Annotated in this window: 22 protein-coding genes and 2 tRNA genes; 13 read left to right on the forward strand and 11 right to left on the reverse strand. The window is 39.7% G+C overall.

Translation table 11 applies throughout. From position 1 onward, the window contains the following. Positions 1 to 3 precede the first annotated feature (3 nt). The gene (locus LS67_RS01745; RefSeq protein WP_034327305.1) at positions 4 to 459 is read left to right on the forward strand and encodes a hotdog domain-containing protein; all 456 of its coding nucleotides are present in this window, start codon (positions 4 to 6) and stop codon (positions 457 to 459) included. 242 nt (positions 460 to 701) lie between these two features. Here LS67_RS01745 and LS67_RS01750 read toward each other — a convergent pair whose 3' ends face one another. Both LS67_RS01750 and LS67_RS01755 read right to left on the reverse strand, forming a co-directional pair. Further along, positions 702 to 1,259 (reverse strand): hypothetical protein, encoded by a 558-nt coding sequence (locus LS67_RS01750; RefSeq protein WP_034327304.1) that lies wholly within the window; start codon positions 1,257 to 1,259, stop codon positions 702 to 704. A gap of 55 nt (positions 1,260 to 1,314) precedes the next feature. Continuing rightward, complete coding sequence (locus LS67_RS01755) at positions 1,315 to 2,364, reverse strand: AI-2E family transporter (protein WP_034327303.1); 1,050 nt, start codon at positions 2,362 to 2,364, stop codon at positions 1,315 to 1,317. 409 nt (positions 2,365 to 2,773) lie between these two features. Here LS67_RS01755 and LS67_RS01760 point away from each other — a divergent pair, with 409 nt between their 5' ends. Both LS67_RS01760 and LS67_RS01765 read left to right on the forward strand, forming a co-directional pair. Then, positions 2,774 to 4,066 carry an O-acetylhomoserine aminocarboxypropyltransferase/cysteine synthase family protein gene (locus LS67_RS01760; RefSeq protein ID WP_034327302.1) on the forward strand — a complete coding sequence of 431 codons (1,293 nt, stop codon included), beginning with the start codon at positions 2,774 to 2,776 and terminating at the stop codon, positions 4,064 to 4,066. 36 nt (positions 4,067 to 4,102) lie between these two features. Continuing rightward, positions 4,103 to 4,984, forward strand: coding sequence for a homoserine O-succinyltransferase (locus tag LS67_RS01765; RefSeq protein ID WP_034327301.1), 882 nt, complete (start codon positions 4,103 to 4,105; stop codon positions 4,982 to 4,984). Here LS67_RS01765 and LS67_RS01770 read toward each other — a convergent pair. After that, positions 4,979 to 5,425, reverse strand: coding sequence for a class I SAM-dependent methyltransferase (locus LS67_RS01770; RefSeq protein WP_034327300.1), 447 nt, complete (start codon positions 5,423 to 5,425; stop codon positions 4,979 to 4,981). The genes LS67_RS01765 and LS67_RS01770 overlap by 6 nt on opposite strands. A 58-nt stretch (positions 5,426 to 5,483) precedes the next feature. Beyond that, positions 5,484 to 5,702, reverse strand: a complete 219-nt coding sequence (locus tag LS67_RS01775; RefSeq protein ID WP_034327299.1) for a hypothetical protein — start codon at positions 5,700 to 5,702, stop codon at positions 5,484 to 5,486. Positions 5,703 to 6,170: 468 nt separating this feature from the next. Between LS67_RS01775 and purD the strand changes: the two genes are divergently transcribed. From purD to LS67_RS01820, 9 genes are all read left to right on the forward strand, one after another. After that, positions 6,171 to 7,457, forward strand: coding sequence for a phosphoribosylamine--glycine ligase (gene purD / locus LS67_RS01780; RefSeq protein WP_034327298.1), 1,287 nt, complete (start codon positions 6,171 to 6,173; stop codon positions 7,455 to 7,457). A gap of 62 nt (positions 7,458 to 7,519) precedes the next feature. Further along, a complete protein-coding gene (locus LS67_RS01785; protein WP_034327297.1) occupies positions 7,520 to 7,984 on the forward strand; it encodes an RDD family protein in 465 nt (154 codons plus the stop codon). Continuing rightward, entirely contained in the window at positions 7,981 to 10,158 is a 2,178-nt protein-coding gene (locus LS67_RS01790; RefSeq protein WP_236096322.1) for an LPS-assembly protein LptD, read from the forward strand. The genes LS67_RS01785 and LS67_RS01790 overlap by 4 nt, the downstream gene beginning before the upstream one ends. A gap of 10 nt (positions 10,159 to 10,168) precedes the next feature. After that, on the forward strand, positions 10,169 to 10,834 hold the full coding sequence (locus tag LS67_RS01795; protein ID WP_034327296.1) for a phosphoribosyltransferase family protein: 666 nt from the start codon (positions 10,169 to 10,171) through the stop codon (positions 10,832 to 10,834). Further along, positions 10,831 to 12,942 carry a polyribonucleotide nucleotidyltransferase gene (locus tag LS67_RS01800; RefSeq protein WP_034327295.1) on the forward strand — a complete coding sequence of 704 codons (2,112 nt, stop codon included), beginning with the start codon at positions 10,831 to 10,833 and terminating at the stop codon, positions 12,940 to 12,942. The genes LS67_RS01795 and LS67_RS01800 overlap by 4 nt, the downstream gene beginning before the upstream one ends. A 104-nt stretch (positions 12,943 to 13,046) precedes the next feature. After that, entirely contained in the window at positions 13,047 to 13,364 is a 318-nt protein-coding gene (locus LS67_RS01805; RefSeq protein WP_034327294.1) for a F0F1 ATP synthase subunit C, read from the forward strand. 37 nt (positions 13,365 to 13,401) lie between these two features. Next, positions 13,402 to 13,486, forward strand: a tRNA-Leu gene (locus LS67_RS01810). A 55-nt stretch (positions 13,487 to 13,541) separates the two neighbouring features. Beyond that, positions 13,542 to 13,628 (forward strand) — tRNA-Leu (locus LS67_RS01815). 99 nt (positions 13,629 to 13,727) lie between these two features. Next, on the forward strand, positions 13,728 to 15,206 hold the full coding sequence (locus LS67_RS01820; RefSeq protein WP_052099874.1) for a Na+/H+ antiporter NhaC family protein: 1,479 nt from the start codon (positions 13,728 to 13,730) through the stop codon (positions 15,204 to 15,206). A gap of 187 nt (positions 15,207 to 15,393) precedes the next feature. Here the strand turns inward: LS67_RS01820 and motB are convergent, their stop codons facing one another. The 7 genes from motB to LS67_RS01855 all read right to left on the reverse strand — a co-directional run bounded on the left by motB (position 15,394) and on the right by LS67_RS01855 (position 21,010). Beyond that, positions 15,394 to 16,146, reverse strand: a complete 753-nt coding sequence (gene motB, locus LS67_RS01825) for a flagellar motor protein MotB (RefSeq protein ID WP_034327292.1) — start codon at positions 16,144 to 16,146, stop codon at positions 15,394 to 15,396. 11 nt (positions 16,147 to 16,157) lie between these two features. Continuing rightward, entirely contained in the window at positions 16,158 to 16,925 is a 768-nt protein-coding gene (gene motA, locus LS67_RS01830; protein ID WP_034327291.1) for a flagellar motor stator protein MotA, read from the reverse strand. Positions 16,926 to 16,969: 44 nt separating this feature from the next. Next, complete coding sequence (locus LS67_RS01835; RefSeq protein WP_407081049.1) at positions 16,970 to 17,647, reverse strand: MBL fold metallo-hydrolase; 678 nt, start codon at positions 17,645 to 17,647, stop codon at positions 16,970 to 16,972. After that, a complete protein-coding gene (rpsI, locus tag LS67_RS01840; RefSeq protein ID WP_034327290.1) occupies positions 17,601 to 17,990 on the reverse strand; it encodes a 30S ribosomal protein S9 in 390 nt (129 codons plus the stop codon). The genes LS67_RS01835 and rpsI overlap by 47 nt, the downstream gene beginning before the upstream one ends. Positions 17,991 to 17,998: 8 nt before the next feature. Beyond that, positions 17,999 to 18,427, reverse strand: coding sequence for a 50S ribosomal protein L13 (gene rplM / locus LS67_RS01845; protein ID WP_011115340.1), 429 nt, complete (start codon positions 18,425 to 18,427; stop codon positions 17,999 to 18,001). Between the two features lie 82 nt (positions 18,428 to 18,509). Then, positions 18,510 to 20,354 (reverse strand): menaquinone biosynthesis decarboxylase, encoded by a 1,845-nt coding sequence (locus LS67_RS01850; RefSeq protein ID WP_034327289.1) that lies wholly within the window; start codon positions 20,352 to 20,354, stop codon positions 18,510 to 18,512. Positions 20,355 to 20,488: 134 nt separating this feature from the next. Then, positions 20,489 to 21,010 (reverse strand): outer membrane beta-barrel protein, encoded by a 522-nt coding sequence (locus LS67_RS01855; RefSeq protein ID WP_034327288.1) that lies wholly within the window; start codon positions 21,008 to 21,010, stop codon positions 20,489 to 20,491. Between the two features lie 244 nt (positions 21,011 to 21,254). Here LS67_RS01855 and LS67_RS01860 point away from each other — a divergent pair, with 244 nt between their 5' ends. Next, a complete protein-coding gene (locus LS67_RS01860) occupies positions 21,255 to 23,348 on the forward strand; it encodes an RNA degradosome polyphosphate kinase (protein ID WP_034327287.1) in 2,094 nt (697 codons plus the stop codon). The last annotated feature ends 102 nt before the right edge of the window (positions 23,349 to 23,450 follow it).

A 23,450-nucleotide genomic window follows, 5' to 3' on the forward strand; every position in this document is an offset into this window, starting at 1 on the left:
CAAATGATAGAAGATGACTTTAATGAAGAAGATGTAAATATCCCACTTGAAAATGATGATTTGCTCATCTGCACCGAGATGTCTCCTAGTGTCGTGGGAGAACTACTTGAGCTATATAGCAATAAGGCGGTGGTGCGCTTTAGTCCCACAGAGCGTATGATAATGGACGAAAGCAAGATGATTCACGCAGGATTTGTGTTTAACGCCGCAAGTTTTGCCGCAATGGCTGCGATTAATAAAAAATATAGCGTGCTTATTGCCGCTGATGTGAAGTTTCTCGCCCCTATTGAGCTAGGGCACGAGGTAACATTTAAGGCAGAGGCAATTCAAAGCGATACAAAGAAGTGTGAAGTAAAGGTGGAGGGCTATTTGCTTGATATTAAAATCTTTGATTCGCTCTTTCATATTGCCGTGTTTGATAAGAAAATCTTTAAGTTGCGTTTTAGGGACGATAGCTAATAGAAAGTATAGCAACATAATCCAAAACGCGAGATTTGATAGTATTAAGCTTTGAAACACGAGAGCAAGTCTCTGCAATGCGTGAGTAAGAATAGCATTGGCAAATTCTCCTCTTGTAATCACCTCTACAATACTTTAGGAGTTTTGCACTTTGTGTGATGTTTGATGATAAATAGAGATGTTATTCGCCTAAAGATTCTCAATCTAAGCTGCATTTTTGAATCTAGGTTAGCAAAAAGCCTCTAAAAATACTTTCTATATCCCAATAAAACCTTTGTAATTGCTTGTTTTGTTTGCCTTTGATTGAGTAAGGCTTGGCTGTAAAACATACTTCCGCCCCCAAATTCAAAGAAAAATGTGTGTCCATTTTGAGAGATGAATTCGTGTCCTATGCCGCCGTTCACTTCTATGTAGTATGGGGCTTCTCCAAAGTTGCTGTATTTACCGCCCGTGAGCGCGTATCCTCCACTTATAAATAGATATGGGCGAAAGTAGGTTACGCCCATAGCTGATACCACGTTACTACCAGCAAGATAGCTCAAAACCATTTTTTCATTAAAGAGCAAGGCGGCGCTGTCGTATTTAGAATCTATGAGTTTTAGTCCAAAGCCCTCAATGCTGATAAAATTACGCCATTCTACAATCTCGCCCTTTATAAGCGGGAATGAAAACTCAAGCCCAGCACCCATTGGCGCACCTGTCCTCGCATATACCCCAAAGGAAAAAGTGCGATTGTGCGCAAAGTCCTTTGCTACGCACACATTACCTAATACACAGAGCAATAAAATGAGCTTTTTCATATTCTACCCCCTTTAAGATTCTTTAACTTGGTGCAGCACAAATCCACCCATTAAGCTAGGGTGTAAGTGATTCTTTTGAAGTTTGTTTGCGGTAGATTCTAAGGAGTGAGATGAAAAGCGCAGTCAAAGCGGGAGCGATGATAATGCCCCAGAATCCTAAACTTGTGAGTCCTGCCAAAATTGCAAAGAAAATGAGAAGCTCATTAATCTGCACGGAGGTTTTTAGAATCTTCTTGTTGATAATGCCAATAAGGATAGGCTTGATGATATTGTCAATCAGCACCGCACACACTACGAGCGCGTAAATGGCGATAATAATGGCATTTTGCGTGTGTCCTAAGTAAAATTCATATCCTGCAAGGGGTAACCACACCAAAGAGCCGCCGACAATAGGCACAATCGAGGCAAGTCCATAAAGCATACCAAAAAAGACGCCATCATAGCCAAAAAATATAATCATCACGCCAAAGGCAAAACCCTGTAAGGCGATATTGAGGAGTGAGGTATAAAAAACAACTTTAATGGTATTTGTTACTTCATTTAGCACGAGCGTGATTTGGGTGTTTTCAAAGGGTATGAGCTCGGTGATGTAAGCATAGGCTTGATTGCCATAAAGAAAATAGAAAAACAAAAACACGATGATAAAGCCTGTGTCTATCATAAAGCCCAAGCTTGATTTACCAAGCTGTGAGCTGAAATTAAATACATAGCCAAGGATTGATGAGGCAGAAATATTCATCAATGCGGATTCTACTTTGACCTTGATTTCAGGGAAAGAGTTAAAAAGCGAGAGAATTTGCTCTTTGCTTCCCTCGATAAAGGCACTAAATGCAGCGGGATTGAGTGTGAGCTCTGTGGCGGAGGCAATGAGGCTTTTGAGTAGGAAAAAGAGAGGCACAACGAGCAAAAGCACCAAGATACATACGCTGATAAATGCACTCACAATGGGGTATTTGATATGCTTTGATAGGGTATTGTATAAACCAAATGTAGCGATAGAGATGAGGAGTGCGATGAGAATATCCATTAGATATGCGGCATAGACATAATACATCGCATACGCACTTACACCAAAAACTATCCAAAAAAATGTAATTGCTCTCACAATCTTCACTCCTAAAATCAAACGCTAAATAATGCCAAAATCATAGAAACTATAATAACGCAAAGGCTTAAAACAGCGGATTCTAATGGATAATACCTTAATAGCATTTTAAAATATTTTTTGCATTTTATGTGATTTGTAAGCGAGGCGTGGCATTTGTGCCAAGACTATGTTTGATAAATGTCCTGCAAGAAGTAATATATATTTTGTGGATTCACTTTCTATCTGCTTTGTAAGTCCAAATCCACATAGCATAAGAATCTGCAAAAAATGAAAATACAATATGTAATTTAAAATATTTGTAAAAAAGTAACATTTGTATAATTTTTGCGTATTTTTATAGAATACATATTGTAATCTTAATTTTATGTGATAATATGCAGTCAAATTTTATCGCAAAGGATTGTAAATGGCAAATCTCAAACACAATAATTTTTCACAAGACACACTCGCACTTCACGCGGGTTATACTTATGATACCCAACGCACTATGAGTGTGCCTATCTATCAAAATACTGCTTATAGTTTTGAAAGCTTAGCTCAAGCCGCAGCACGATTTGGCTTAAAAGAGCTTGGCAATATTTATACGCGCCTTACAAATCCTACGACAGATGTGCTTGGTGCGCGACTTGCAGCTGTTGAAGGAGGTGTGTTTGGTGTGCCTACTTCAAGTGGAAGTGCGGCGATTTTTTATGCGATTGCAAATTGTGCGGAGAATGGCGATAACATCGTGTATTCAAATAAAATTTATGGTGGCACACAAACGCTTTTTGTGCATACTTTAAAACGATTTGGCATAGAAGCGCGCGTGTTTGATATTGATGATATTAATGGCACACTTGAAAAGGTTATAGATTCTAAAACAAAGGCAATTTTCTTTGAGAGTATTTCTAATCCGCAAATTTCTATCGCCGATACAGAATCTATCACAGCCATTGCTAAAAAGCACAAAATCATTAGCATTTGCGATAACACCGTGGCTACTGCATTTTTGCATAAGCCTTTTGATTATGGGGTTGATATTAGTGTGTATAGCTTGAGTAAGTATGTTAATGGGCAAGGCAATGCTCTAGGTGGGGCGATTATAGAGCGAGCAGGATTAAATGCGCTTATTAAGGATAATCCACGTTATCCTGCCTTTAATACGCCAGACCCTAGCTATCACGGGCTTGTTTATGCGAGTTTGCCTCTACCTATTTTCAGTATTCGCCTTATTACAGAATGGCTAAGAAATATCGGTGCGACACTTTCTCCACAATCAGCTTGGCTTTTATTGCAAGGATTAGAGACTTTGGAGCTACGCATTAAAAAGCATAGTCAAAGCGCATTGCAAGTCGCACAATTTTTGGAATCTCACCCTAAAATAAGCAGTGTATCTTACCCATCTCTATCAAGCAATCCTTACAAATCTCTGCTTGATAAATATTATGCAAACTCGCAAAGCTCGGGGCTTATTAGCTTTGAAGCACAAAGCTTTGAAGAGGCACAAAAAATTTGCAATAGCACAGAGATTTTTGCAATGGTGGTTAATATTGGCGATAGTAAGTCGCTTATCATTCACCCTGCCTCTACTACGCATTCACAGCTTAGTGAAACGGAATTAGAATCTGCAGGTATTACGCCTTGCACAGTTCGTTTAAGCATAGGCTTGGAATGCGCACAAGATCTTATTGCGGATTTGAAAAAGGCTATTGAATCTTAAGATAGTTCATATAAATTGGGAGATAAAAGGATTGCTATGCCTGTTGTGATACCAGAGGATATACCTGCTTATACATTTTTGCAACAAAATGCTTTTATTATGGGGGCAAAACGCGCAATACATCAAGATATTAGGGCGCTAGAGGTGCTAATTATTAACCTTATGCCTACAAAAATTGAGACAGAAAATCAGCTTCTCTCTCTCCTTGCAAATTCTCCTTTGCAAGTTAATATTACATTGCTTTCAACAGCGAGTTATATTGGGACAAATACGCCTAAAAGCCACCTTGATAGATTCTATGTGAATTTTAGCGAGATTAAAGGACGCAACTTTGATGGTGCAATTGTTACAGGTGCGCCCATTGAGCATTTGGCATTTGATGAGGTGGTGTATTGGAGTGAGCTTGTGGAGATTATGACATATTTGAAAAATCATTGCACAAGCACCTTGTATTTATGTTGGGGGGCTATGGCAGGGCTATATTATTTTCATAAGATTCCAAAAATATCCCTAGACAAAAAGCTTTTTGGTATTTTCGCGCATAGTAAGATACAAGAAGATTTGCTCCTTAATGGCTTAGATGAAATTGTGTATATGCCTCATTCTAGGCATTCAGGCATTGATGAATCTTATATTAAGCACACAAGTTTAAAGGTCTTGCTTCAAGGGGAGCAAAGCGGTGTGAGTGTGCTCAAAGATGAAAAAGATTATTTTATCCTCTCTCACCCCGAATATGCCAAAGACACGCTTTTATTAGAATATGAGCGCGATAAGCAAAAGGGCTTAGAGATTGAAAAACCATTTGGGTATTTCAATGAGCGTAACGAGCCTGTGTTATCGTGGAAATCAAGCGCAAGCGTGATGTTTGCAAATTGGCTTAATTTCTCGGTGTATCAAAACACGCCTTTTGTGTTATAGAGGTTTGCTTGCTTCTATATAAAGGCTTGAAAAAGATCTCTCTTTTGCGTCAAAAAGCAATAATGTATTGCGTCCATTATTAAAAGAGGAGCGTTGAATATCCACAAAACCAACCGCTTCAAGTGTATAAGCTAATCTATCATAATCCCATACGCTTAAATGGAGGTATTCTTGTGTGAGTTTTCTTATATACTCACTTGCTAAAGCTCGTTGGGTAGAATCTTGTTTTTTTGCATTAAGGTATTGCTGTATATTCAGTTCTAAATCAGGCACACTTAGGCGGATTGTGCCATTAGGCTTTAGAATCCGAAAAATCTCCCTCAATAAAGCAATCGCATCGTCAATATATAAATGCTCTAGCGTGTGTTCGGAGAATACGCCATCAAAGGTATGAGAAGGACATTGCAGAGGATAGCGCAAATCAAGCTGCCATTGGGGCATAGGTAGAGAATAGGTTTTGTAAGGCTTAAGGTGCGAGAAAAAATCGGCATTAATTATATTATGCCCCCCCCCCCATTACTTGTCTAAATTGATTGCCACAGCCAAGATTGAGATAATTTTTCTCTCCTTTGGTATTGAGTTTGTGAAAATTGGGTGTGCGTGAGGGCAAATGCGAGAGAAAGACTCGTCCCAAAAAGCTTATGATTTCAAATTTAAGCATACCTTTGAGCGTAGATTTGTATTCTTGTAAAATAGGCTTATTTGGCACTTCTTGCATTTAATTTCCTTGTGTTGTAATAAGGGTAGATTCTATAAAATTTTTACAAAATGATAACTTAATCTCTTGTAAAGATATTAAGTTTTTGTTTAATGTGAGATTTGAATATGCTCTAGGAGTTTATTATGGCTGGGTGTTTGAAGTTATAGCTGATGATGTGAGTGCTTTTTATTTAGGCAAGTCAAAATTTATACTTGTTTTAGCGTAAAGGCAAGGGCTTTTAAGTTTATTTTTGTTACAATGCGCGCTAACCTAAATGACGCGCATTTCCTTACATTCGCTAGTCTGTTATTAAAAGATTATTGGGCTAATCGTAGTAGTTTCTGTGTGTCGGTGTTTCTGCTTGAGCTGCTAACGCAGTGAGGATTTGCCGCCTAATGAGATTCTCTTAGCTCTGTTTGTGGCTTTTTTAGGCTACGCACATTGGGGTAACGCTCATTTGGGGGTTTATAAAACTTAAGGACTATTATGCAAGAGCGGATTTTGATTATTGGTAATGGAGGACGTGAATATGCCATAGGCTTGGCATTAAAACAAGATAGCAGAATAGAATCTTTATATTTCGCACCCGGCAATGGTGCTACACATAATCTCGGGCAAAATCTCCCTTATAAAACTACACAAGACATTTTAGAATCTATCACAAAATATAATATTACACTTGTTGTTGTAGGACCTGAAGCACCACTTGGCGAGGGTTTAAGCGATGATTTGCGCGCTCATAATGTTCGTGTTTTTGCACCCTCTAAAGCGGCAGCAGCTTTAGAGCTAAGCAAGGCTTATATGAAAGATTTTGTCTCTAAGGCAGAGATTCCAACTGCACGATATATTCAATCAAGTGATTTTGATTATATTTGTGCTTTTATTGATACGCTAACGCCACCCATTGTGGTAAAGGCTGATGGCTTATGCGGAGGCAAGGGCGTGATTATCGCACAAAGCTATGAGGAAGCAAGGCAAAGTGTAAAAGATATGCTTTCTGGCACAGCTTTTGGAGAAGCGGGGAAATGTGTCGTGGTCGAGGAATTTTTAGATGGATATGAACTTTCTGTCTTTGCGCTTTGTGATGGGAAAGATTTTGTAATGCTCCCCGCGTGTCAAGATCATAAGCGGCTGCTTTCAGGAGATAAAGGACCAAATACCGGTGGTATGGGCGCATATACGCCCACCCCCTTATGTGATGAGAATCTAATGGATAAAATTAAGCAGCGCATTATTGCTCCCACACTTGATTCAATGCGTAAGAATGGCACACCATTTGAGGGAGTGCTTTTTGGTGGGATTATGGTGGTAGAAAAAAATGGTGAGTTAGAGCCATATTTGCTAGAATTTAATGTGCGATTTGGCGACCCTGAATGCGAAGTGCTAATGCCTATGTTACAAACGCCTTTGCTTGATATCATTTTGCATTGTATTGAAGGTAGAGTAGGACAACTCCATTGTGAATTAAAACATCAATATGCAGTGGCAGTAGTGGCTTCATCAAAAGATTATCCTTATACTTCAAGCGCCTCTGTGCCTATTAAGATTCAAAACTTTGATGAGCATCTAGGGCATATTGTGTATGCGGGAGTGAGTGTAGATTCACAAGGGCAACTCATAGCGAATGGCGGGCGAGTGCTTTTGGCTGTGGGACTTGCTTCAAGCTTAAAACAAGCACGAGATAATGCCTACAAGATTCTAAAAAATGTATTTTTTGAGGGTATGCACTTTAGAGATGATATTGCTTACAGGGCATTAAAAAATGCAGACTAGACACACATTAAATCTACTTCTTTGGCGAAGAGTGGCACAACAAAAGGACTTGGAGTAAAGGTATGGACGAAGAGCAAATTTTAGATATGCTAGAGAGGGAGAATCTGCATCTTGCCGATAAGACATTGCGCTCTTTAGCGTGGCTTATTGATGTTGTGTTACTCTCTTTTATATTTACGCTTATCCATTTAGATACACTCTCACAAATGAGTGAGGTTAATAGCGATTATGAAGCGTTTAGAAGCTTTGCTATGGCGTATGCGTGGCAGGTGTGGATTCTAAAGATTAGCTATGATACACTATTTGTGTGGTATTATGGAAGTAGCATTGGTAAGATTCTATGCAAAATGCGCGTGGTAAGCGTGGATTTGCTCGATAAGCCTACATTTATTTATACACTCCTTAGGGCTTGTGGTAAATATGTGGGCGAAAGTTTGCTTTTTGTTACCTATGTGTTTGGTCTGGGCGATAAATGTGCGAGGACTTTGCACGATAGATTTGCAAAAACTTTGGTAGTTGCGTATTGAAAAGGTATTTTTTTCTCATATGTGCATTGTGTGCCTTGCTCTATGGGCAGCAAAATACTAATATTTTTGATTTATCCGCAGATGATGTAAAAGCACGTAATGATGAGGTAATCGCAGAGGGAAATGCGTTTTTGCTCTATAATGATGTGTATATGGTGGCGAATAAAATCATATATAACAAGCAGAGTAAAGAGGCGCACCTGCAAGGTGGCGTGAAGATTTATCAAGGTGATGTGCTATATCTTGATGTAGAGGAAGCAAGTGTAAATATGCAGGATAAGCAGGCGAAGCTCTCGCATTTATATTTGCAAAGCACGATGGGAATTTGGCTAATGTCAAAGCAGGGTAGTGGGCGCGAGGGCGTTTATAGTTTTAAGCGCGGGGTGATTTCGGGCTGTGATATTACCTACCCGCTGTGGCATTTGAATGTTAGCTCTGGCACCTATAATTCACAGAAAGAATATATGAGCGTATGGAATCCGCGCTTTTATGTAGGTGCGGTGCCGGTATTTTACCTGCCTTATTTTGTTGCACCTACGGGCAATGTGCGCAAAAGTGGCTTACTCGCACCCGAAACATCTTTTAGTAACAAACAGGGCTTTATGTATATGCAGCCTCTGTTTATTGCGCCTTTTAACCGCTGGGATATAACGCTCTCCCCACAAATCCGCACAAATCGTGGTTATGGCGGGCAGTTTGAATTTGCCTTTGCTGATAGGGATAATAAAACTGCACTTCTGCAAATGCGCTATTTTCAAAACACCGATGATTATATGCGAGAAAATAATCTCAAGAATCAATATATTTATGGAGGGACTTTCAGTTACATCACGGATCATATATTCACGCGTGGCGATGATGCAAAAGATGGATTTTATGCGGACATCACCTATATGAACGATATTGAATATATGCGCCTAAAAAGCCTCAATGCTGCGTTTAATACGCGTCTGTATGAATCTCGTATCAATTATTTTGTTAATGGCAACAAAAATTACTTCGGCACCTATTTTAAATATTATCTTGATCTCTCAAAATTCAGCAATCAGGATACTTTTCAGGTTTTGCCACATATGCAATATCATCATTATACAGATTCGCTTTTTTTTGAGAATCTCCTCTATACATTTGACTTGCAAAGCAAGTATGTTACGCGCTATAATGGATATGGGTATTTTCAAAATACTATTTCGCTCCCCATAGGCGTGGCTGTGCCACTTTTTAACAATTATATAAGTTTAGGTGCAAGTTTTGATATGTATGCAACTTCGGTTTTATTGCAAAATGCGCAAGGGTTGGTTGATGCGAGAAATGAGACACTAAAAAATCGCATTAACTATTCGGTGGGAAGCTACAATATTTCGTTAAACTCCGATTTGGCGCGTCCTTATAAGCATTTATTTCATTCTGTGCATTTAGAGGCGATTTTTAGTGGTGCATTGTATAAATACACTTCAAGGGCAGTTTCAGATGAGCGATATGAGGCATATAATGCACTATTAGAACAGGGCATAGATTCTTCACTTTTGGCATTATATTGGAATCCTAGTGATATAGTTGATGTGATAAAAAATAAGCATAAGGTTGATTTGCGGCTTTCGCAGTATTTTTATGGAAAAAATGGCAAGGAATTGTTTTATTGGCGTATGTATCAACGTCTCTTTATGCAAGATAGCTTTTTGACAAAAAATCAAGTATTGCAAAATGAGCTTGGATTCTCACCCATAGATGGGCTTAATTTAAGTGCTTCCACATTTTTTTCATACTCACTTGAACGCGTTAGCGAAGCTTCTGTGAATGCCTCGTTTAACAAATGGGGGTTGGATTCTAATCTTACTTATTATTTTAAGCTTGATCCTATGTATCTCTCATCAGGCTTATACTCTACCGGTAATACAGGCTTTGCTCGTGGGAGAGTAGGATATAATTTTGGGCTGTTTCGCTTTGATGCGAATGTGGGCTATGATGTTGGCGTAGGGTATTTAAAGGATTGGTATGTTACAATCTCCAAAGATATTCGGTGTTTTGGTGTGGGATTCAAACTTGCTCAAGATATGCGCCCTACACTTACAGCTAATAACGACATTACGCCTATTACAAATCAGTATGTGAAGGTTGAGTTTCGTTTCGTGCCTTTGGCAAATACAGGTTTGAGTTATAGATTCAAAGAATAAAGGATACAAGTTGCAGCACATTGTATTTGAAAAAAATGAAGATGTGGTTCAGGCGGTTTTTGATGTGATAAACCTTAAGGACTTGCCACTGCAAAATACGATATTGCTCGTTATTGGGCGAGATGGCATAGAGTGCGCATATGAACTTGCTCAAAAGATTAAGATTCCAATGGAATTTCTTTTTACGCGTATTATTCCCGCACCAAACAATCCAGAGTGCCCTATTGCGGTGGTAAGTGAAACTATGGAGATTATCATTAATGAAGATTTAGTAAATGCCTTTGAAATAAGCCTAGATTATATTTATGGCGAAGCAAAGCGTCAATATGAGGAGGCAATATTGCAAAATCGCTATCAGTTGCGTCACGGCAGGGAGCTTGTCTCGCTCAAAAACAAAGATGTTTTACTTTTTGATATGGGTGTGGAGACGGGATTTCGTATGAGTGTAGCGATAAAAACTTGTATGAATATGAATGTAAAAAGCCTGACTGCCATAGCACCCATTATGCCAAAGGATATTTATGAAACTTTAGGCGAGATTTGCGATGAGGTGTGCTGTCCCTATCCTATTGAATATTATGTTTCTATGGCGCATCATTTTCCAAAGCTTGTGCCACTTACAGATGAGGCATTTGAGGATATACTGAATAAAAGCACGACAAAGGATAGCAAATGAGACATATTGAGATTAACTTAGAGAATCTGCACGAGCGATACAGCCTTGAATATGTGGCAAAGGCAGCAAATGGGGCGATTCTTTACCAAAATGGCGGCAGTGTGCTACTTGCGAGTGTTTGCACACAAGAAGATGAGGAGCTAAGCGAAGACTTTGTGCCTTTAAGTGTGCAGTATATCGAAAAGTCCTATGCAAAGGGCAAGTTTCCCGCAGGATTCATTAAGCGCGAGGGTAAGCCTAGCGAGTTTGAGATTCTCACTTCAAGGCTTATTGATCGCACATTGCGTCCGCTTTTCCCAAAGGGCTATGGATACAATACTTCTATTACAATTTTAGTTTTAAGCTATGATGGTAAGAGTGATTTAGCTCTCAATGCCCTAAATGCCGCAGCAGCAGCCTTATATATTTCAAATTTGCCCTTAGAATCTTTGCGTGAAAATGCAGTCTCTGGGGTGCGAATAGGGCGTATAAATGGGGCATTTGTGATAAATCCTAATACAGAGGAGATAAAGCAAAGCGAGTGTGATATTTTTATTTCTGGGCGCGGAGATGAGCTTTTGATGATTGAGATGAAGTCTCTACGCACCAATGATTGCGCCAATGAGCTAAGTGAGGAAGAATTTTTATCCGCCATAGAGTTAGCCAAAAACTATATTTCAAAAGCGACAAAGATTTATCATCAGCAGTTTGCGCCATATAAAAAGCCACCGCTTCATTTAGAAATATCACAAAAAGTATTAGACAGCGAGTTGCAGGAGCGCATTTGTAGGGAGTATAGAGCGCAGATGAGCCACGCCATAGATTTTATGGCAAAGTCCGAATCTTTGAGGCATATTAACGCACTTATAGCGCAAGTTGCTAAAGATTGCGCATTAGAGCAGAGTGAGGCGCAAAAATATGTCCTTAGTTTCAAGCGGCAGTATGTGCGTGAGATGATTTTGGATTTGGCAAAAAGGGCTGATGGCAGAGGGCTTTGCGATGTGCGTCCTATCAGCATAGAGACAAATATTTTGCCTTTTGCGCACGGGAGTGTGCTTTTTGCACGCGGACAGACTCAAGCTTTAGTGAGTGCGACTATTGGTATAGAGAATGACGCACAAAGCTATGAGAGGCTAGGCAGTAAGGTAAGCCTCAAAAAGCATTTTTTATTTCATTATAATTTTCCGCCCTTTAGTGTGGGTGAGGCTGGTATCATAGGGTCTGTTGGGCGCAGAGAGCTAGGGCACGGGAATCTAGCAAGAAATGCCTTGCATTCGAGTGTGCAAGAGAGTAAAAAAACCATTCGTTTAGTTTCGGAGATTTTAGAATCTAATGGTTCAAGCTCAATGGCGAGTGTATGTGGGGGGAGCTTGGCTCTGTGTGCCTGTGGAATTGGTGTAGATTCACTCATCGCCGGTGTGGCTATGGGGCTTGTGAGTGAGGGAGAAAAATATGCTGTGCTTACAGATATTAGCGGGTTAGAGGACCACGATGGAGATATGGACTTTAAGGTCGCTGGTGGATACAAGGGCATAACGGCTATGCAAATGGATATTAAGCTTGGTGGGATTACACAGGAGATTCTCAAAAAGGCGTTGTTACAGGCTAAAGATGCACGCATACATATTCTTAATATTATGGAATCTGCACGAGCGCAGATTGTGCTAAATGATGCAGTATTGCCAAAGAGTGAAAGTTTTATGATTCCACCGCATAAGATTGTTGAAGTTATCGGTGCAGGAGGGAGGGTGATAAAGGATATTATCGAGCGTTTTGGAGTAAATATTGATTTAGTGCGTGATAGTGGTATGGTAAGCCTCAATGCTGATAATGCTGAAAGTGTGCAGAAGGCAAAGACATTTATTATGGAAATTGTGGGGAATAGTGAGAAAATAGATTGGGGGAGTTATGAAGTGGGTGAGCAATTTATTGGGAAAATTAAAAAAATCGCAGATTTTGGGGTATTTATAGAGTTGCCACGCGGTGGTGATGGACTCGTGCATATTAGCAAAATCACACAGGATAGAGGGCAAAAATTGAGTGATATATTACAAGATGTGAGCGAATTAGAGTGCGAGATTCTTTCACAAAATAAAAATAAGGTCGAGTTAGGACTTGTTAAAAGTTAATGTTTAATGTTTATTTTATTAAAGCTTCGGCATAATATGCGCTCCAAAGTATCTAGTAGGGGATAGATCCGAACAGACTTTGAGAAAAAAAGTGAGGTGCAAAGATGAAATTTCTAGCTCTTTTGTGTTTAGGTATGGTAGGTTTTGCTTTTGGATCAGATGTAAGCGGTATGGGTATTGATATGATTAAATCATATTCAGTTGCTGGTGCTGTGATTGGTCTTGGTATTGCTGCACTTGGTGGTGCTATCGGTATGGGACACGCTGCTGCTGCGACAATTTCAGGAACTGCGAGAAACCCCGGTATTAGCGGTAAATTGCTAGGAACAATGTTTATTGCTTTGGCGTTGATTGAAGCACAAGTGATTTATACATTGGTTTTGGCTCTTATTGCTCTTTACGCAAATCCTTTCCTTTCTTAAGTTTTAATAATACCTCCCCCATATAAGGGGAGGTTGTGCGCTGGTGGTGGAATTGGTAGACACACCATCTTGAGGGGGTGGCGGGGCGACCCGTGCGAGTTCAAGTCTCGCTCAGCGCACCATACTTCTATAATAGAATCCAATTCATATCATAGTTTGGAATCTCTTATAATTTACGCCGGAGTGGTGAAACTGGTAGACGCGCTAGACTCAAAATCTAGTAGGGGCAACCCTGTGTCGGTTCGAGTCCGACCTTCGGCACCATAATCACACTTCTTTAACTTCATCTCAAGGACTATCGTGGAACACTATGGATTTGCTGATTCGGCATTAAGTCTTGTTGTGCCTCTTTTTGCTGTGATAATGGTAGTGCTTACAAGGCGCGTAGTGTTGTCACTTTTTTTAAGTATTTGCTTGGGTGGATTAATGCTCTATGGGTTTAACCCTCAAGCATTGTATTTTATCTTTAATGCCATAGTAAGTGTATTTTATGACAATGGTGTGAATCTAGACAGCCTTTATATTTTTGTATTTTTAATCATACTTGGCGTGATTACGCAACTTATTTTGTATAGTGGGGCGATTAGTGTATTTGTCAAATGGGCAAAAAGACATATCCGCTCTGCTAGAGGCTCGGAATTTGTGGCGTTTGTGGCTGGATTGGTGATTTTTATTGATGATTATTTCAATGCCTTAAGCGTAGGGCAAATTGCGCGCCCGCTGAATGATAGCTATAATTCAAGTCGTGAGCGTTTGGCTTATATTATTGATTCTACTTCTGCGCCTATTTGTATCCTCATCCCTCTTTCGAGTTGGGGTGCGTATAATATCGGGCTTTTGTCAAAGCAAAATATTGATGAACCTTTTATGATGCTTTTGCAAAGCATACCTAATAATTTCTACGCTTTTTTTGCGCTTTTTGCTGTGAGTTTGACTATTTTTTGGCGTGTCAATCTCCCTGTAATGCGCAATAATATCAATGTGGATATACAAGATTCGCAGACAAATGCCCCCAGCCACATTTCTAATGTAGCGATATTTTTTCTCATTGTGCCTATCCTTGCACTTATTGTTGGTATTTGCTTTATGATTTTTTATAGCGGATATAAGGCGAGTGGCGAGGGTGATTTGATTGCGATGTTGGCTCACACAGATACGCCTTTTTCGCTTTTCTGTGGTGGAATGTTTGCGCTTATCATTACTTTGCTCCTTACCCTTAGAACGATAGAATCTAAACATTATCTGGCAATTTTTTGGTATGGGGTAAAAAGTATGTTTGGTGCGATTTTAATCCTCACTCTTGCGTGGGCGATTGGTCCTGTGATTAAGAATCATATACAAACAGGCATTTATCTTGCGAGTGTGGCAAAGGATTTTGTAAGTGCTGAATATTTGATTTTTATGCCTGTATTTTTATTTTTCATCTCGGCATTTATCGCATTTTGCACAGGCACGAGTTGGGGGACATTTGCTATTATGTTGCCTATTGGTATGGAGATTGCACTACAAAGTGGCGGAAGTGATGTGTTTTTGGCAATATCTGCGATTTTATCTGGCGCAGTTTATGGCGACCATACTTCGCCTATTTCGGATACGACTATTCTCTCATCTGTCGGTGCTGGCTGCTCTGTGCAAAGTCACTTCATCACGCAGTTTCCATATGCGACAATCACCGCATTATGTGCGGCTCTAAGTTTTATCGTGGTTTCGTATTTTCAAAGCACAATTTTAGCCTTTATCGTAGGGTCGGTAGCCCTTGTTGGCGTATTTTATGTATTAAAGCTATGTTATGGAGGGGATTTAGAATCTAAAAAATTAGAGATTGCAAAAAGTGTGATGTAAAATGTATAAGTTTTTTGGACTCTAATGCAGACTTTAAGATTTAAAAATTCTGCTTAAGCCTTTGAGTAATAGAGCCTCTTTTTGCAACACACAACGAGCTTTTTTCATTTAGGAGGGATTTTTAGATTTAAAAAAGTTTGAATCTAGCAAAGAGTTTAGATTCAAACTTTAACCAATTTGGACGGCGTTATTGTTGCGTGTTTTGCAGTGTTTCTTCTAGGATTGATTGAGCCACTGGTGCATCCTGTGGATTCACATAGAAAAAGATTTCCACACGATTATTTTTTGCACGATTGATAGGGCTATCATTAGGGGCGATTGCTTGATATTCTCCATAGCCGGAAAATGAAATACGTTCGGCAGAAATGCCGTTTTTTATAAGAGCCTTCATCACGCTAAGCGAACGCCCAGAAGACAATTCGTAATTATCTCTATAATGCGAACCTATCGGTAAAGGCGCATTGTCAGTATAGCCTCGCACATCGACCCTTACATATTCAGGCAATTTTTTGATAATTGCGCTCATTCGTTGCAAATACAAATACACGTCGCTATTGGTAATGTCAGCCCTTCCTGATTCAAAGAATATATTTGAAGGCAGACGCAAAGATATACCCATTTCCATTTGTTCCAAAATCCCGCCTTCTTCTACCATTTTTTCAATTTCAGCATTTGTTATACTAGCGGTTTCAGTAGAGGCAGAGACACCCTCAACTTCATTATCGCTTATATCCTCCTCACTAGAGGGCAAAGGAGAAGTAAGCGTAAAGTCAAAGATTTTCACAAATTCGCTTTTTAATGCTTCTGAATCTGCGGCGGCAGTTGATGAAATCGCCCAAAGTGCAATAAAGAGCGCCAACAGAAGTGAGAGGAAGTCCGCATAGGGGACAGCCCATTTCTCACCAGCAGGGCAGTCAGGACATTTTTTCTTTTTAGCCATTTAATGCGCTCTTATTCAAATTGTGAGATTTTAGGCTCACCTGGTGGGATAAATCCAAGTAATTTTTCTTCAAGGTTACGAGGGTTATCGCCATTTGCGATACCTACAACTCCCTCCAAAATAACGGTGCGCCCTCTAATCACATCTTTGCTCTTTGAGTGCATTTTATGTCCCCAAGGTCCAAAAAGTGCATAAGAACAGAAGATACCTGTAACGGTCGCTGTAAATGCTCCCGCAATCCCTGCCGCCATAGCTTTTGGGTCATCAAGGAGCTGGAGAGCAAGCATAAGCCCCATAACCGCCCCAACGAGCCCCATTGTAGGGCAAGTCTCTGCATACAGAATCCAAAAGTGCGAACAGCCGTGATAGTATTCCTCAAGCGTTTCAATCTGCACTTCCATATCCTCGCGCACAGCGTGAGCGTCCCGCCCGTCAATAATCATAGAGAGAGATTGACGCAAGAAATCATCTTCAATCTGTGCCGCCTTTCCTTCAAGTGCTAACACGCCGTCTTTTCTCGCAAGAGTGGAGAGCTCTACAAGCTGTCGTATAATTTCATTAATATTGACACCAGCTGAACCAAACACGATTTTTAACTCTTTAAGCGCACCTTTAACGTGTGAAGCGTGAGTGGCACTTGTAGCCGCACAAAGTGCTGTTGGGATAATAATAAGAGAGCTAATGTGAATGAGGTGTATAGGATTCCCACCTTCCAAAAAGTCCCCAATAGACAAACTTGCAATCGCCCCAATGAGTCCACCAATGGTCGTTAAGTCCATAAACACCCCTTTCTAATTTTGAGATAAAAAAGCAAAAGACATTCCTACTGCCTGAGTTTAAGCTGACGAATCCAAAAAGCCACATTGTGCTGCTCGTCTATAAGGGAAGTTTTATCGCCGTGCCCGGGATAAATCGTTTTATTGGTATCTGCGGAGAGTTCGCTAAAGCGAATGAGGGATTCTATCATATCACTTGTGCTTGAGTAGGGAAAATCACAGCGCCCAATAGAGCGATGAAAGATAAAGTCTCCGCTGAAAATTGCGCCTTCAATTTCTATAATCGAGCAACCGGGTGTGTGTCCGGGAAAATGCGAAAACATTACCTCCACATCTTTGAGGCAAAGTGTATCTGTGCCTTTTTCACACTTGCTTAGTATATCTGGCTCACTTGGAGTTACGCCTGTGCCAAAGCAGTCAGATTCTAACATAAAGGCATCAAGTGCTGGGGCGACAAGTGGCACATCGGGGAAGTGAGATTTAAGAATCTTATTGCTCCAAATATGGTCGAAATGCCCGTGTGTGTTGAGAAAGGCGAGTGGGTTGGGGCATTGCTCTATAACCCAATTATGCGCTCCAATTCCCGCGTCAATAACAATCTCTCCTTGAGGAAATTTGCAAATATAACAATTTGTTTGATACTCGCCAAAACTTCGAGAGAGAATTTCCACCGCAATTTTACCTTTTTGAGAATTGTGGGCTTCTGCGCGCCTTTCTCTTTCCATATTTTTTGCGTTCCACCACACGAGAATCGCGTGTCAAAAGCCCTTTTGGTTTCAAAATCGCTCTAAACGCAATATCATAATTATTAAGAGCCTTTGAAATGCCGTGTCGCAAAGCTTCAGCTTGAGCAGAATATCCACCACCAAGTGTAACAGCGTGAATATCTACGGATTTTTCTTGTTTGGTAAGGATAAGCGGCTGCATTACTTTCATTTTGATAGCTTCGTGCCCACCGAGCCAGTCATTAAGACTTTGTCCATTGATAGTGAGCTTGCCGCTCCCAGAAGTAAGCCAAACTTTCGCGATTGCTGTTTTTCTTTTTCCTGTTGCATAAACTTTTGCCATAGTATTCCTTATTTTGAGCTTTTAGCGACTTGAGCGCTGTGTGGGTGCTCACTGCCGCGATAAACTTTGAGTTTTTTAAGCATAGCTCGTCCAAGTTTGTTTTTGGGGAGCATACCTCGCACCGCAAGATGATAGAGTTTTTCGGGAGTTTTTTCTAACATTTCTTGAAGTGTTTTACTTTTAGTGCTGCCAAAGTAACCTGAATGCGTGAAGTATTCTTTGTCTTTGAGTTTCATACCTGTGAATTTTACTTCTGTGGCATTAATAATGACTACAAAATCGCCACAATCAATATGAGGTGTGAAACAAGGTTTGTGTTTGCCTCGTAAAAGAGTAGCTATTTCTGTGATAAGGCGACCAAAGACTTTATCTTTTGCATCAAGCACAATCCACTGACGATTGATGTCATTTTGTGTTGCTATTTTTGTCAATTCCATTATTTTCCCTTAGATTCTAAATAATTTTGGAAAGGGGATTCTAGAGTAAAAAAACTTAAATTTTTATTAACTTAAGCATATTTTAATGTAAGATACCAAAATGCTCTAAAAATTCATCATCTATATCATCAATAAGTCCCTTTTTCTTTAATGTGGCGATGACAGATGGGCTACAATTTGTATCTTGGGGCCACTCGCGCAGATGTCCATCACAGGTTGATTTATCGGTTGCATCAATAAAAACAAGATTTTCAACAATGAGAATATCACGTTTTGCGTCAATATTATTGACAATGCGCCAAGTAAGCATATAAGGGTTTGCAAGGTTATTTTTATGTGAATCTACAAAGATAATAATACTTAAGCAGTTTTGTAAAGCTTGAAAACCTTTAAGATTCTCATTTAAATCTGTAAAGAGATGACTTTGCTTTACCACACTTACAATACAAATGGGATTGGGCGTGTGAGTAAAATATTGCTTCAACGCATTAGCTTGAGGAAAAAGTGGAGCAAATTTTTCCCATAATTGCCCATCACTAAGAGCAGCAAATGAAGGCTTATGCACAGGTGTAATAGCTTCTACACCAAGTTTGCCTCCGTGGGCGAATTGTGGGCTTGAATGATCAAGTGCATCACAGATTCCCTCTGTAATAAGCAGATTATTAGGAGAGAAGCGCTCAAGTATGTAAGTGCCAAGCGCTTCATAATCTGTCAGTTCGGGTGCATTTTCATCAACAAAAATAGCGTGTTTTACAAAGCTCATTTGCCCCACTCCCCAAAAATTGTGCATAATTTGCTGTGCGTGGCTTGGATATTGAGGCTTGATTTTTGCAAAAATAAGATTATGAAAAACACCATTTTCAGGCATATGGTAATCAATCAAGCCGTGCGCAGTAGTTTGTAATAATGGCAAAAATACGCGCTCTGTTAAATAACCCATATATTTATCCTCAAGCGGAGGTTTGCCAACGATTGTGGCTGGAAAAATGGGTTTTTTCCGCATTGTGATTGCACTCACTTCAAGCACAGGATAAGGTTCAATGGGCGTATAGAATCCTGTATGATCGCCAAATGGTCCCTCATCTCGCATTTGTGTGGTATCTACCCAACCTTCAATAACAATATCTACATCATTTGGCACAAAGAGTGGGTTAGTGATACACGGGCAAAGCACAGGCTTTTTAGAGCGGATAAAGCCATAGAGCATTAGCTCAAAGATTCCCATAGGTAAAGGTGCCTGTCCGCACCAAATATACAGCGGATCGCCACCAAGTGCAATACTCACAGGCATTTTTTCTCCTGCTTGTTTATATTGATGATAGAAATGTTGAGAATCTTTATGTATCTGCCAATGTAGCCCTAAATGTTTTTCATCATAAACTTGCAGACGATACATACCTAGATTTTTTGCTTTGCCATCAAGGCTTTGGGTATAAACTTGCCCCATAGTGATAAATGCTCCGCCATCGTGTTCCCAAGTTGTGAGGATAGGGAGATTTAAAAGATTAATTTCTTCATTTTGAAAGATAATTTCTTGACATAAACCTTTGGATTTCGTGTATTTAGGAAAAACAAAGCGCAAGGTAGCAAGTTCTTGGAGCTTTTTTAGAATTGCTCTTGCACCCTTTGGTGGTTTAAGTGCAAGAAGATTCTGTATGTGTTGAGCAATATCAGCAATGGGTTTATCACACAAAAGATTAAGCCTTTTGTGTGAGCCAAAAATATTCATAAGCACAGGTATATCAAAGGTTTTTCCACTTTTGGCACAAATAGGATTTGTAAAAAGAAGAGCTTTGCTATTTGGCTTTTTTACTTCAAGGTAAGCAAGTTGTGGGATTTGCAGATAAATATCCAAAGGTTCATTAATGATAGTAAGTTCATTATGAGATTGTAAAAAGTCGATAAGTTTATGAGAATCTAAAGTCATATAAAGCTCCCAAGATAAATTACCCTAGCTCCTTGTGTCAAACACATCTAATGCTTGGCAACAAAGGACGCAATACATAATGTCATAGGGCAAATACGAAGATAAGATTCTAAAACTTTGCAAAATGTAGAATCTTAGAAATGCACACCAAGAAGAGCTTGTATACTTTGCATTTTTACTTCTTGCTTTGTTCCTTCAGTTTCTGGTTTTTGATAAGTATAAAGTACACCAAGAGAGATAGGAATCAAATCAAACTTAAGCTTTAAGCCTGCATTGTAAGCGGTGGTATCTTTATAAAATTTATTAAAGCTTGAATAATTCACTCCTACATAAGGTGTCAATCGCGCGACAAAAAGCCCAATATTATATCCCGCAGATACGCCATATTGCAAATTGCGATAGTTGGTATCTGAATTTGAATATGAATTAAAATCATATTTTACTTGTGGAGCTACCACAAAATCAAAAGCACCGAGCCAAATACGTCCAAACACACTATAATCTTTAAAGTTTGTATCAGCACTAGAAATAGTCTGTTTTGTTTGCCCTGCACCTAAACCAAATTCAGGGCTAATTTCAAACCCCATAATACTCGCAGCCTGTGTGTTCATAGCAAATCCTGCTGCAAAAAGCAATGAAAGTGAGAGTTTTTTCATTATATACTCCTTTTTATGAAATGAGTGCATATTATACAAAAATTAGCTTATAAATCAAATTTTAAAGAAAATTGGCTACGCAGTAGGGCATTTACAGATTTTTTATAGATAAATGCAAAATAAATATGAAACATTTTTACCAAGCCAATGCGATTTGGGGGTGCGATTCTCAAAAAGCGCGATATTTTTAAAATAATTTAAGATAAAATGAAACCACACTCACATCATTCAAGGGGGCAAAAATATGACAATCAATGACGCTAGAATGTATTTTAATCGTGAGCTTTCGTGGCTTAAATTTAATACGCGTGTGCTGAATGAGGCTAAAAATACAAATATTCCGCTTTTGGAGCGATTGAAGTTTGTAGCTATTTATGGCACGAATCTCGATGAATTTTATATGATACGCGTGGCAGGACTAAAGCGTTTGTATGCAAGTGGTATTACCGAGGTGGGCGCGGACAAACTCACGCCATTGCAACAGCTTAAAAGCATACGAGAATATTTAGACAAAGAAAAGGGCATACTCGAATCTGTGTTTAGAGAGATTCAGAACGGGTTAGCTAAGGAAAATATGCATATAAAGCAAGTGAGTGAGCTCAATACTGAGCAAAAGAAGCGTTTGCACGAGTTTTTTATAAACTATCTCTATCCTGTAATTGTGCCTGTGGCAGTTGATGCGACACATCCTTTTCCACATTTGAATAACCTTAGCTTTGCAATCGCACTCAAGCTTAAGGATACGCAAGATGGGAGTATCAAATTTGCAATGGTGAGAATCTCGCGCCTACTCTCGCGCTTTGTGGAAATAGAGAGTGGCATATTTGTAGCAGTGGAAGACATTGTGGGTGAGTTTGCGAGTGAGCTATTTGGGGAATATGAGATACTCAATTATGTGCCTTTTAGAATCACGCGTAACGCGGATATGGAGATTGAAGAAGAGGAAGCCGATGATTTTATTGAGATTATGAGTGAGGGGCTTAAAACGCGCAGAAAGGGTGAAGTAGTGCGCCTAGAAATCGGCGCGGATAAAGATAATAGTCTGCTTGAGTTTATTAATTCTCATCTTAAGGTAGATTCTAAAGATATTTATATTTATAATATTCCTTTGAATCTAAGTGGGTTGTGGGAGCTTGTAGGGAGCAAGGCTTATGCGCATCTTACCACCCCACCATTTAATCCAAAGACTCTGCCTCCATTGAATGGCAATGTCGATATTCTCTCGACTATGGAGAGCAACGATATTGTGCTTTTTCACCCATATGAGAGTTTTGACCCGGTGGTGAATTTCATTCAAAGTGCGGCAAAAGACCCAGATGTGTTATCAATTCGTATGACGCTTTATCGCGTGGGTAAGAACTCGCCCATTGTTAAAGCCCTTATTCAAGCTGCTGAAAACAATAAGCAAGTAACCGCGCTTGTCGAGCTTAAGGCGCGATTTGACGAGGAAAATAATCTCTATTGGGCGCATTCTTTGGAATCTGCTGGTGCGCACGTCATCTATGGTGTGCCCGGACTCAAAGTGCATGCAAAAATTGCGCTTGTGATTAAAAAAATCGGCAATACACTCAAAGAATATGTGCATTTAAGCACAGGAAACTACAATCCAAGCACGGCTAAAATCTATACCGATTTGTCGCTCCTCACTTGCAACGAGCATTTTTCAAAAGACGCTGTTAAACTCTTTCATAGCCTCTCTACCGGCTCATCTTATCGCACGAAGCTAGGACATCTTTTTATTGCGCCAACGCAGATTAAGACAAAAATTCTCGAACTTATCGAGCAAGAAAAGAAAATGGGCACGCAGGGACGTATTATTATGAAAGCAAACGCGTTTGTGGATATTGATGTGATACGCGCACTCTATGGGGCTTCAATGGCTGGAGTGAAGATTGATTTAATCGTGCGTGGTGTGTGCGCGTTGCGACCGGGCATTAAGGGCGTGAGTGAAAATATTCGTGTATTTTCAATTATTGGCAAATACCTTGAACACGCTAGAATCTATCATTTCAAAAACGATAAAGTGGGCGTGTATTTTGCTTCGGCGGATATTATGCCAAGAAACCTCGAAAGACGCGTTGAAATTCTCACACCTAGCCTCAATGAGCAAATGAGTAAGCGGCTGATGGAGATTTTACAAATGCAGTTGAGCGATAATGTACAGATGTATGAGCTTCAAAGCAATGGCGAGTATCATAAGGTAACAAATACGCAAAAGCCCTTTAGCTCTCAAATTGCCTATGAAGAGTATGTCAATGCGATTTATGGAGATTCTGTAAGTAATGATGAGGTGATAAAAGCAAAAAAACTTGCAAAAAGAATGCTTAAAGAGAGTTAAATACTCTGTGGCATAAGGCTATGAATGCGGCACTTGCCCTTAGTAAAGTTCTACTTTTTGGATTCTGAATCTAGAATGTAAAAAGTAGGCGGCTTAAGGTGA

The sequence above is a fragment of the Helicobacter sp. MIT 03-1616 genome (genome assembly GCF_000765685.2).
In the GTDB taxonomy this organism is placed as follows: domain Bacteria; phylum Campylobacterota; class Campylobacteria; order Campylobacterales; family Helicobacteraceae; genus Helicobacter_C; species Helicobacter_C typhlonius.

What these genes read in the sequence shown, in the direction of transcription:
- LS67_RS01745 (WP_034327305.1), top strand. Translation starts at nt 4, where the DNA reads ATGATAGAAGATGACTTTAATGAAGAAGATGTAAATATCCCACTTGAA.
- LS67_RS01750 (WP_034327304.1), bottom strand. Translation starts at nt 1,259, where the DNA reads ATGAAAAAGCTCATTTTATTGCTCTGTGTATTAGGTAATGTGTGCGTA.
- LS67_RS01760 (WP_034327302.1), top strand. Translation starts at nt 2,774, where the DNA reads ATGGCAAATCTCAAACACAATAATTTTTCACAAGACACACTCGCACTT.
- LS67_RS01765 (WP_034327301.1), top strand. Translation starts at nt 4,103, where the DNA reads ATGCCTGTTGTGATACCAGAGGATATACCTGCTTATACATTTTTGCAA.
- LS67_RS01770 (WP_034327300.1), bottom strand. Translation starts at nt 5,425, where the DNA reads ATGCCCCAATGGCAGCTTGATTTGCGCTATCCTCTGCAATGTCCTTCT.
- LS67_RS01775 (WP_034327299.1), bottom strand. Translation starts at nt 5,702, where the DNA reads ATGCAAGAAGTGCCAAATAAGCCTATTTTACAAGAATACAAATCTACG.
- purD (WP_034327298.1), top strand. Translation starts at nt 6,171, where the DNA reads ATGCAAGAGCGGATTTTGATTATTGGTAATGGAGGACGTGAATATGCC.
- LS67_RS01785 (WP_034327297.1), top strand. Translation starts at nt 7,520, where the DNA reads ATGGACGAAGAGCAAATTTTAGATATGCTAGAGAGGGAGAATCTGCAT.
- LS67_RS01800 (WP_034327295.1), top strand. Translation starts at nt 10,831, where the DNA reads ATGAGACATATTGAGATTAACTTAGAGAATCTGCACGAGCGATACAGC.
- LS67_RS01805 (WP_034327294.1), top strand. Translation starts at nt 13,047, where the DNA reads ATGAAATTTCTAGCTCTTTTGTGTTTAGGTATGGTAGGTTTTGCTTTT.
- LS67_RS01820 (WP_052099874.1), top strand. Translation starts at nt 13,728, where the DNA reads ATGGTAGTGCTTACAAGGCGCGTAGTGTTGTCACTTTTTTTAAGTATT.
- motB (WP_034327292.1), bottom strand. Translation starts at nt 16,146, where the DNA reads ATGGCTAAAAAGAAAAAATGTCCTGACTGCCCTGCTGGTGAGAAATGG.
- motA (WP_034327291.1), bottom strand. Translation starts at nt 16,925, where the DNA reads ATGGACTTAACGACCATTGGTGGACTCATTGGGGCGATTGCAAGTTTG.
- LS67_RS01835 (WP_407081049.1), bottom strand. Translation starts at nt 17,647, where the DNA reads ATGGAAAGAGAAAGGCGCGCAGAAGCCCACAATTCTCAAAAAGGTAAA.
- rpsI (WP_034327290.1), bottom strand. Translation starts at nt 17,990, where the DNA reads ATGGCAAAAGTTTATGCAACAGGAAAAAGAAAAACAGCAATCGCGAAA.
- rplM (WP_011115340.1), bottom strand. Translation starts at nt 18,427, where the DNA reads ATGGAATTGACAAAAATAGCAACACAAAATGACATCAATCGTCAGTGG.
- LS67_RS01850 (WP_034327289.1), bottom strand. Translation starts at nt 20,354, where the DNA reads ATGACTTTAGATTCTCATAAACTTATCGACTTTTTACAATCTCATAAT.
- LS67_RS01855 (WP_034327288.1), bottom strand. Translation starts at nt 21,010, where the DNA reads ATGAAAAAACTCTCACTTTCATTGCTTTTTGCAGCAGGATTTGCTATG.
- LS67_RS01860 (WP_034327287.1), top strand. Translation starts at nt 21,255, where the DNA reads ATGACAATCAATGACGCTAGAATGTATTTTAATCGTGAGCTTTCGTGG.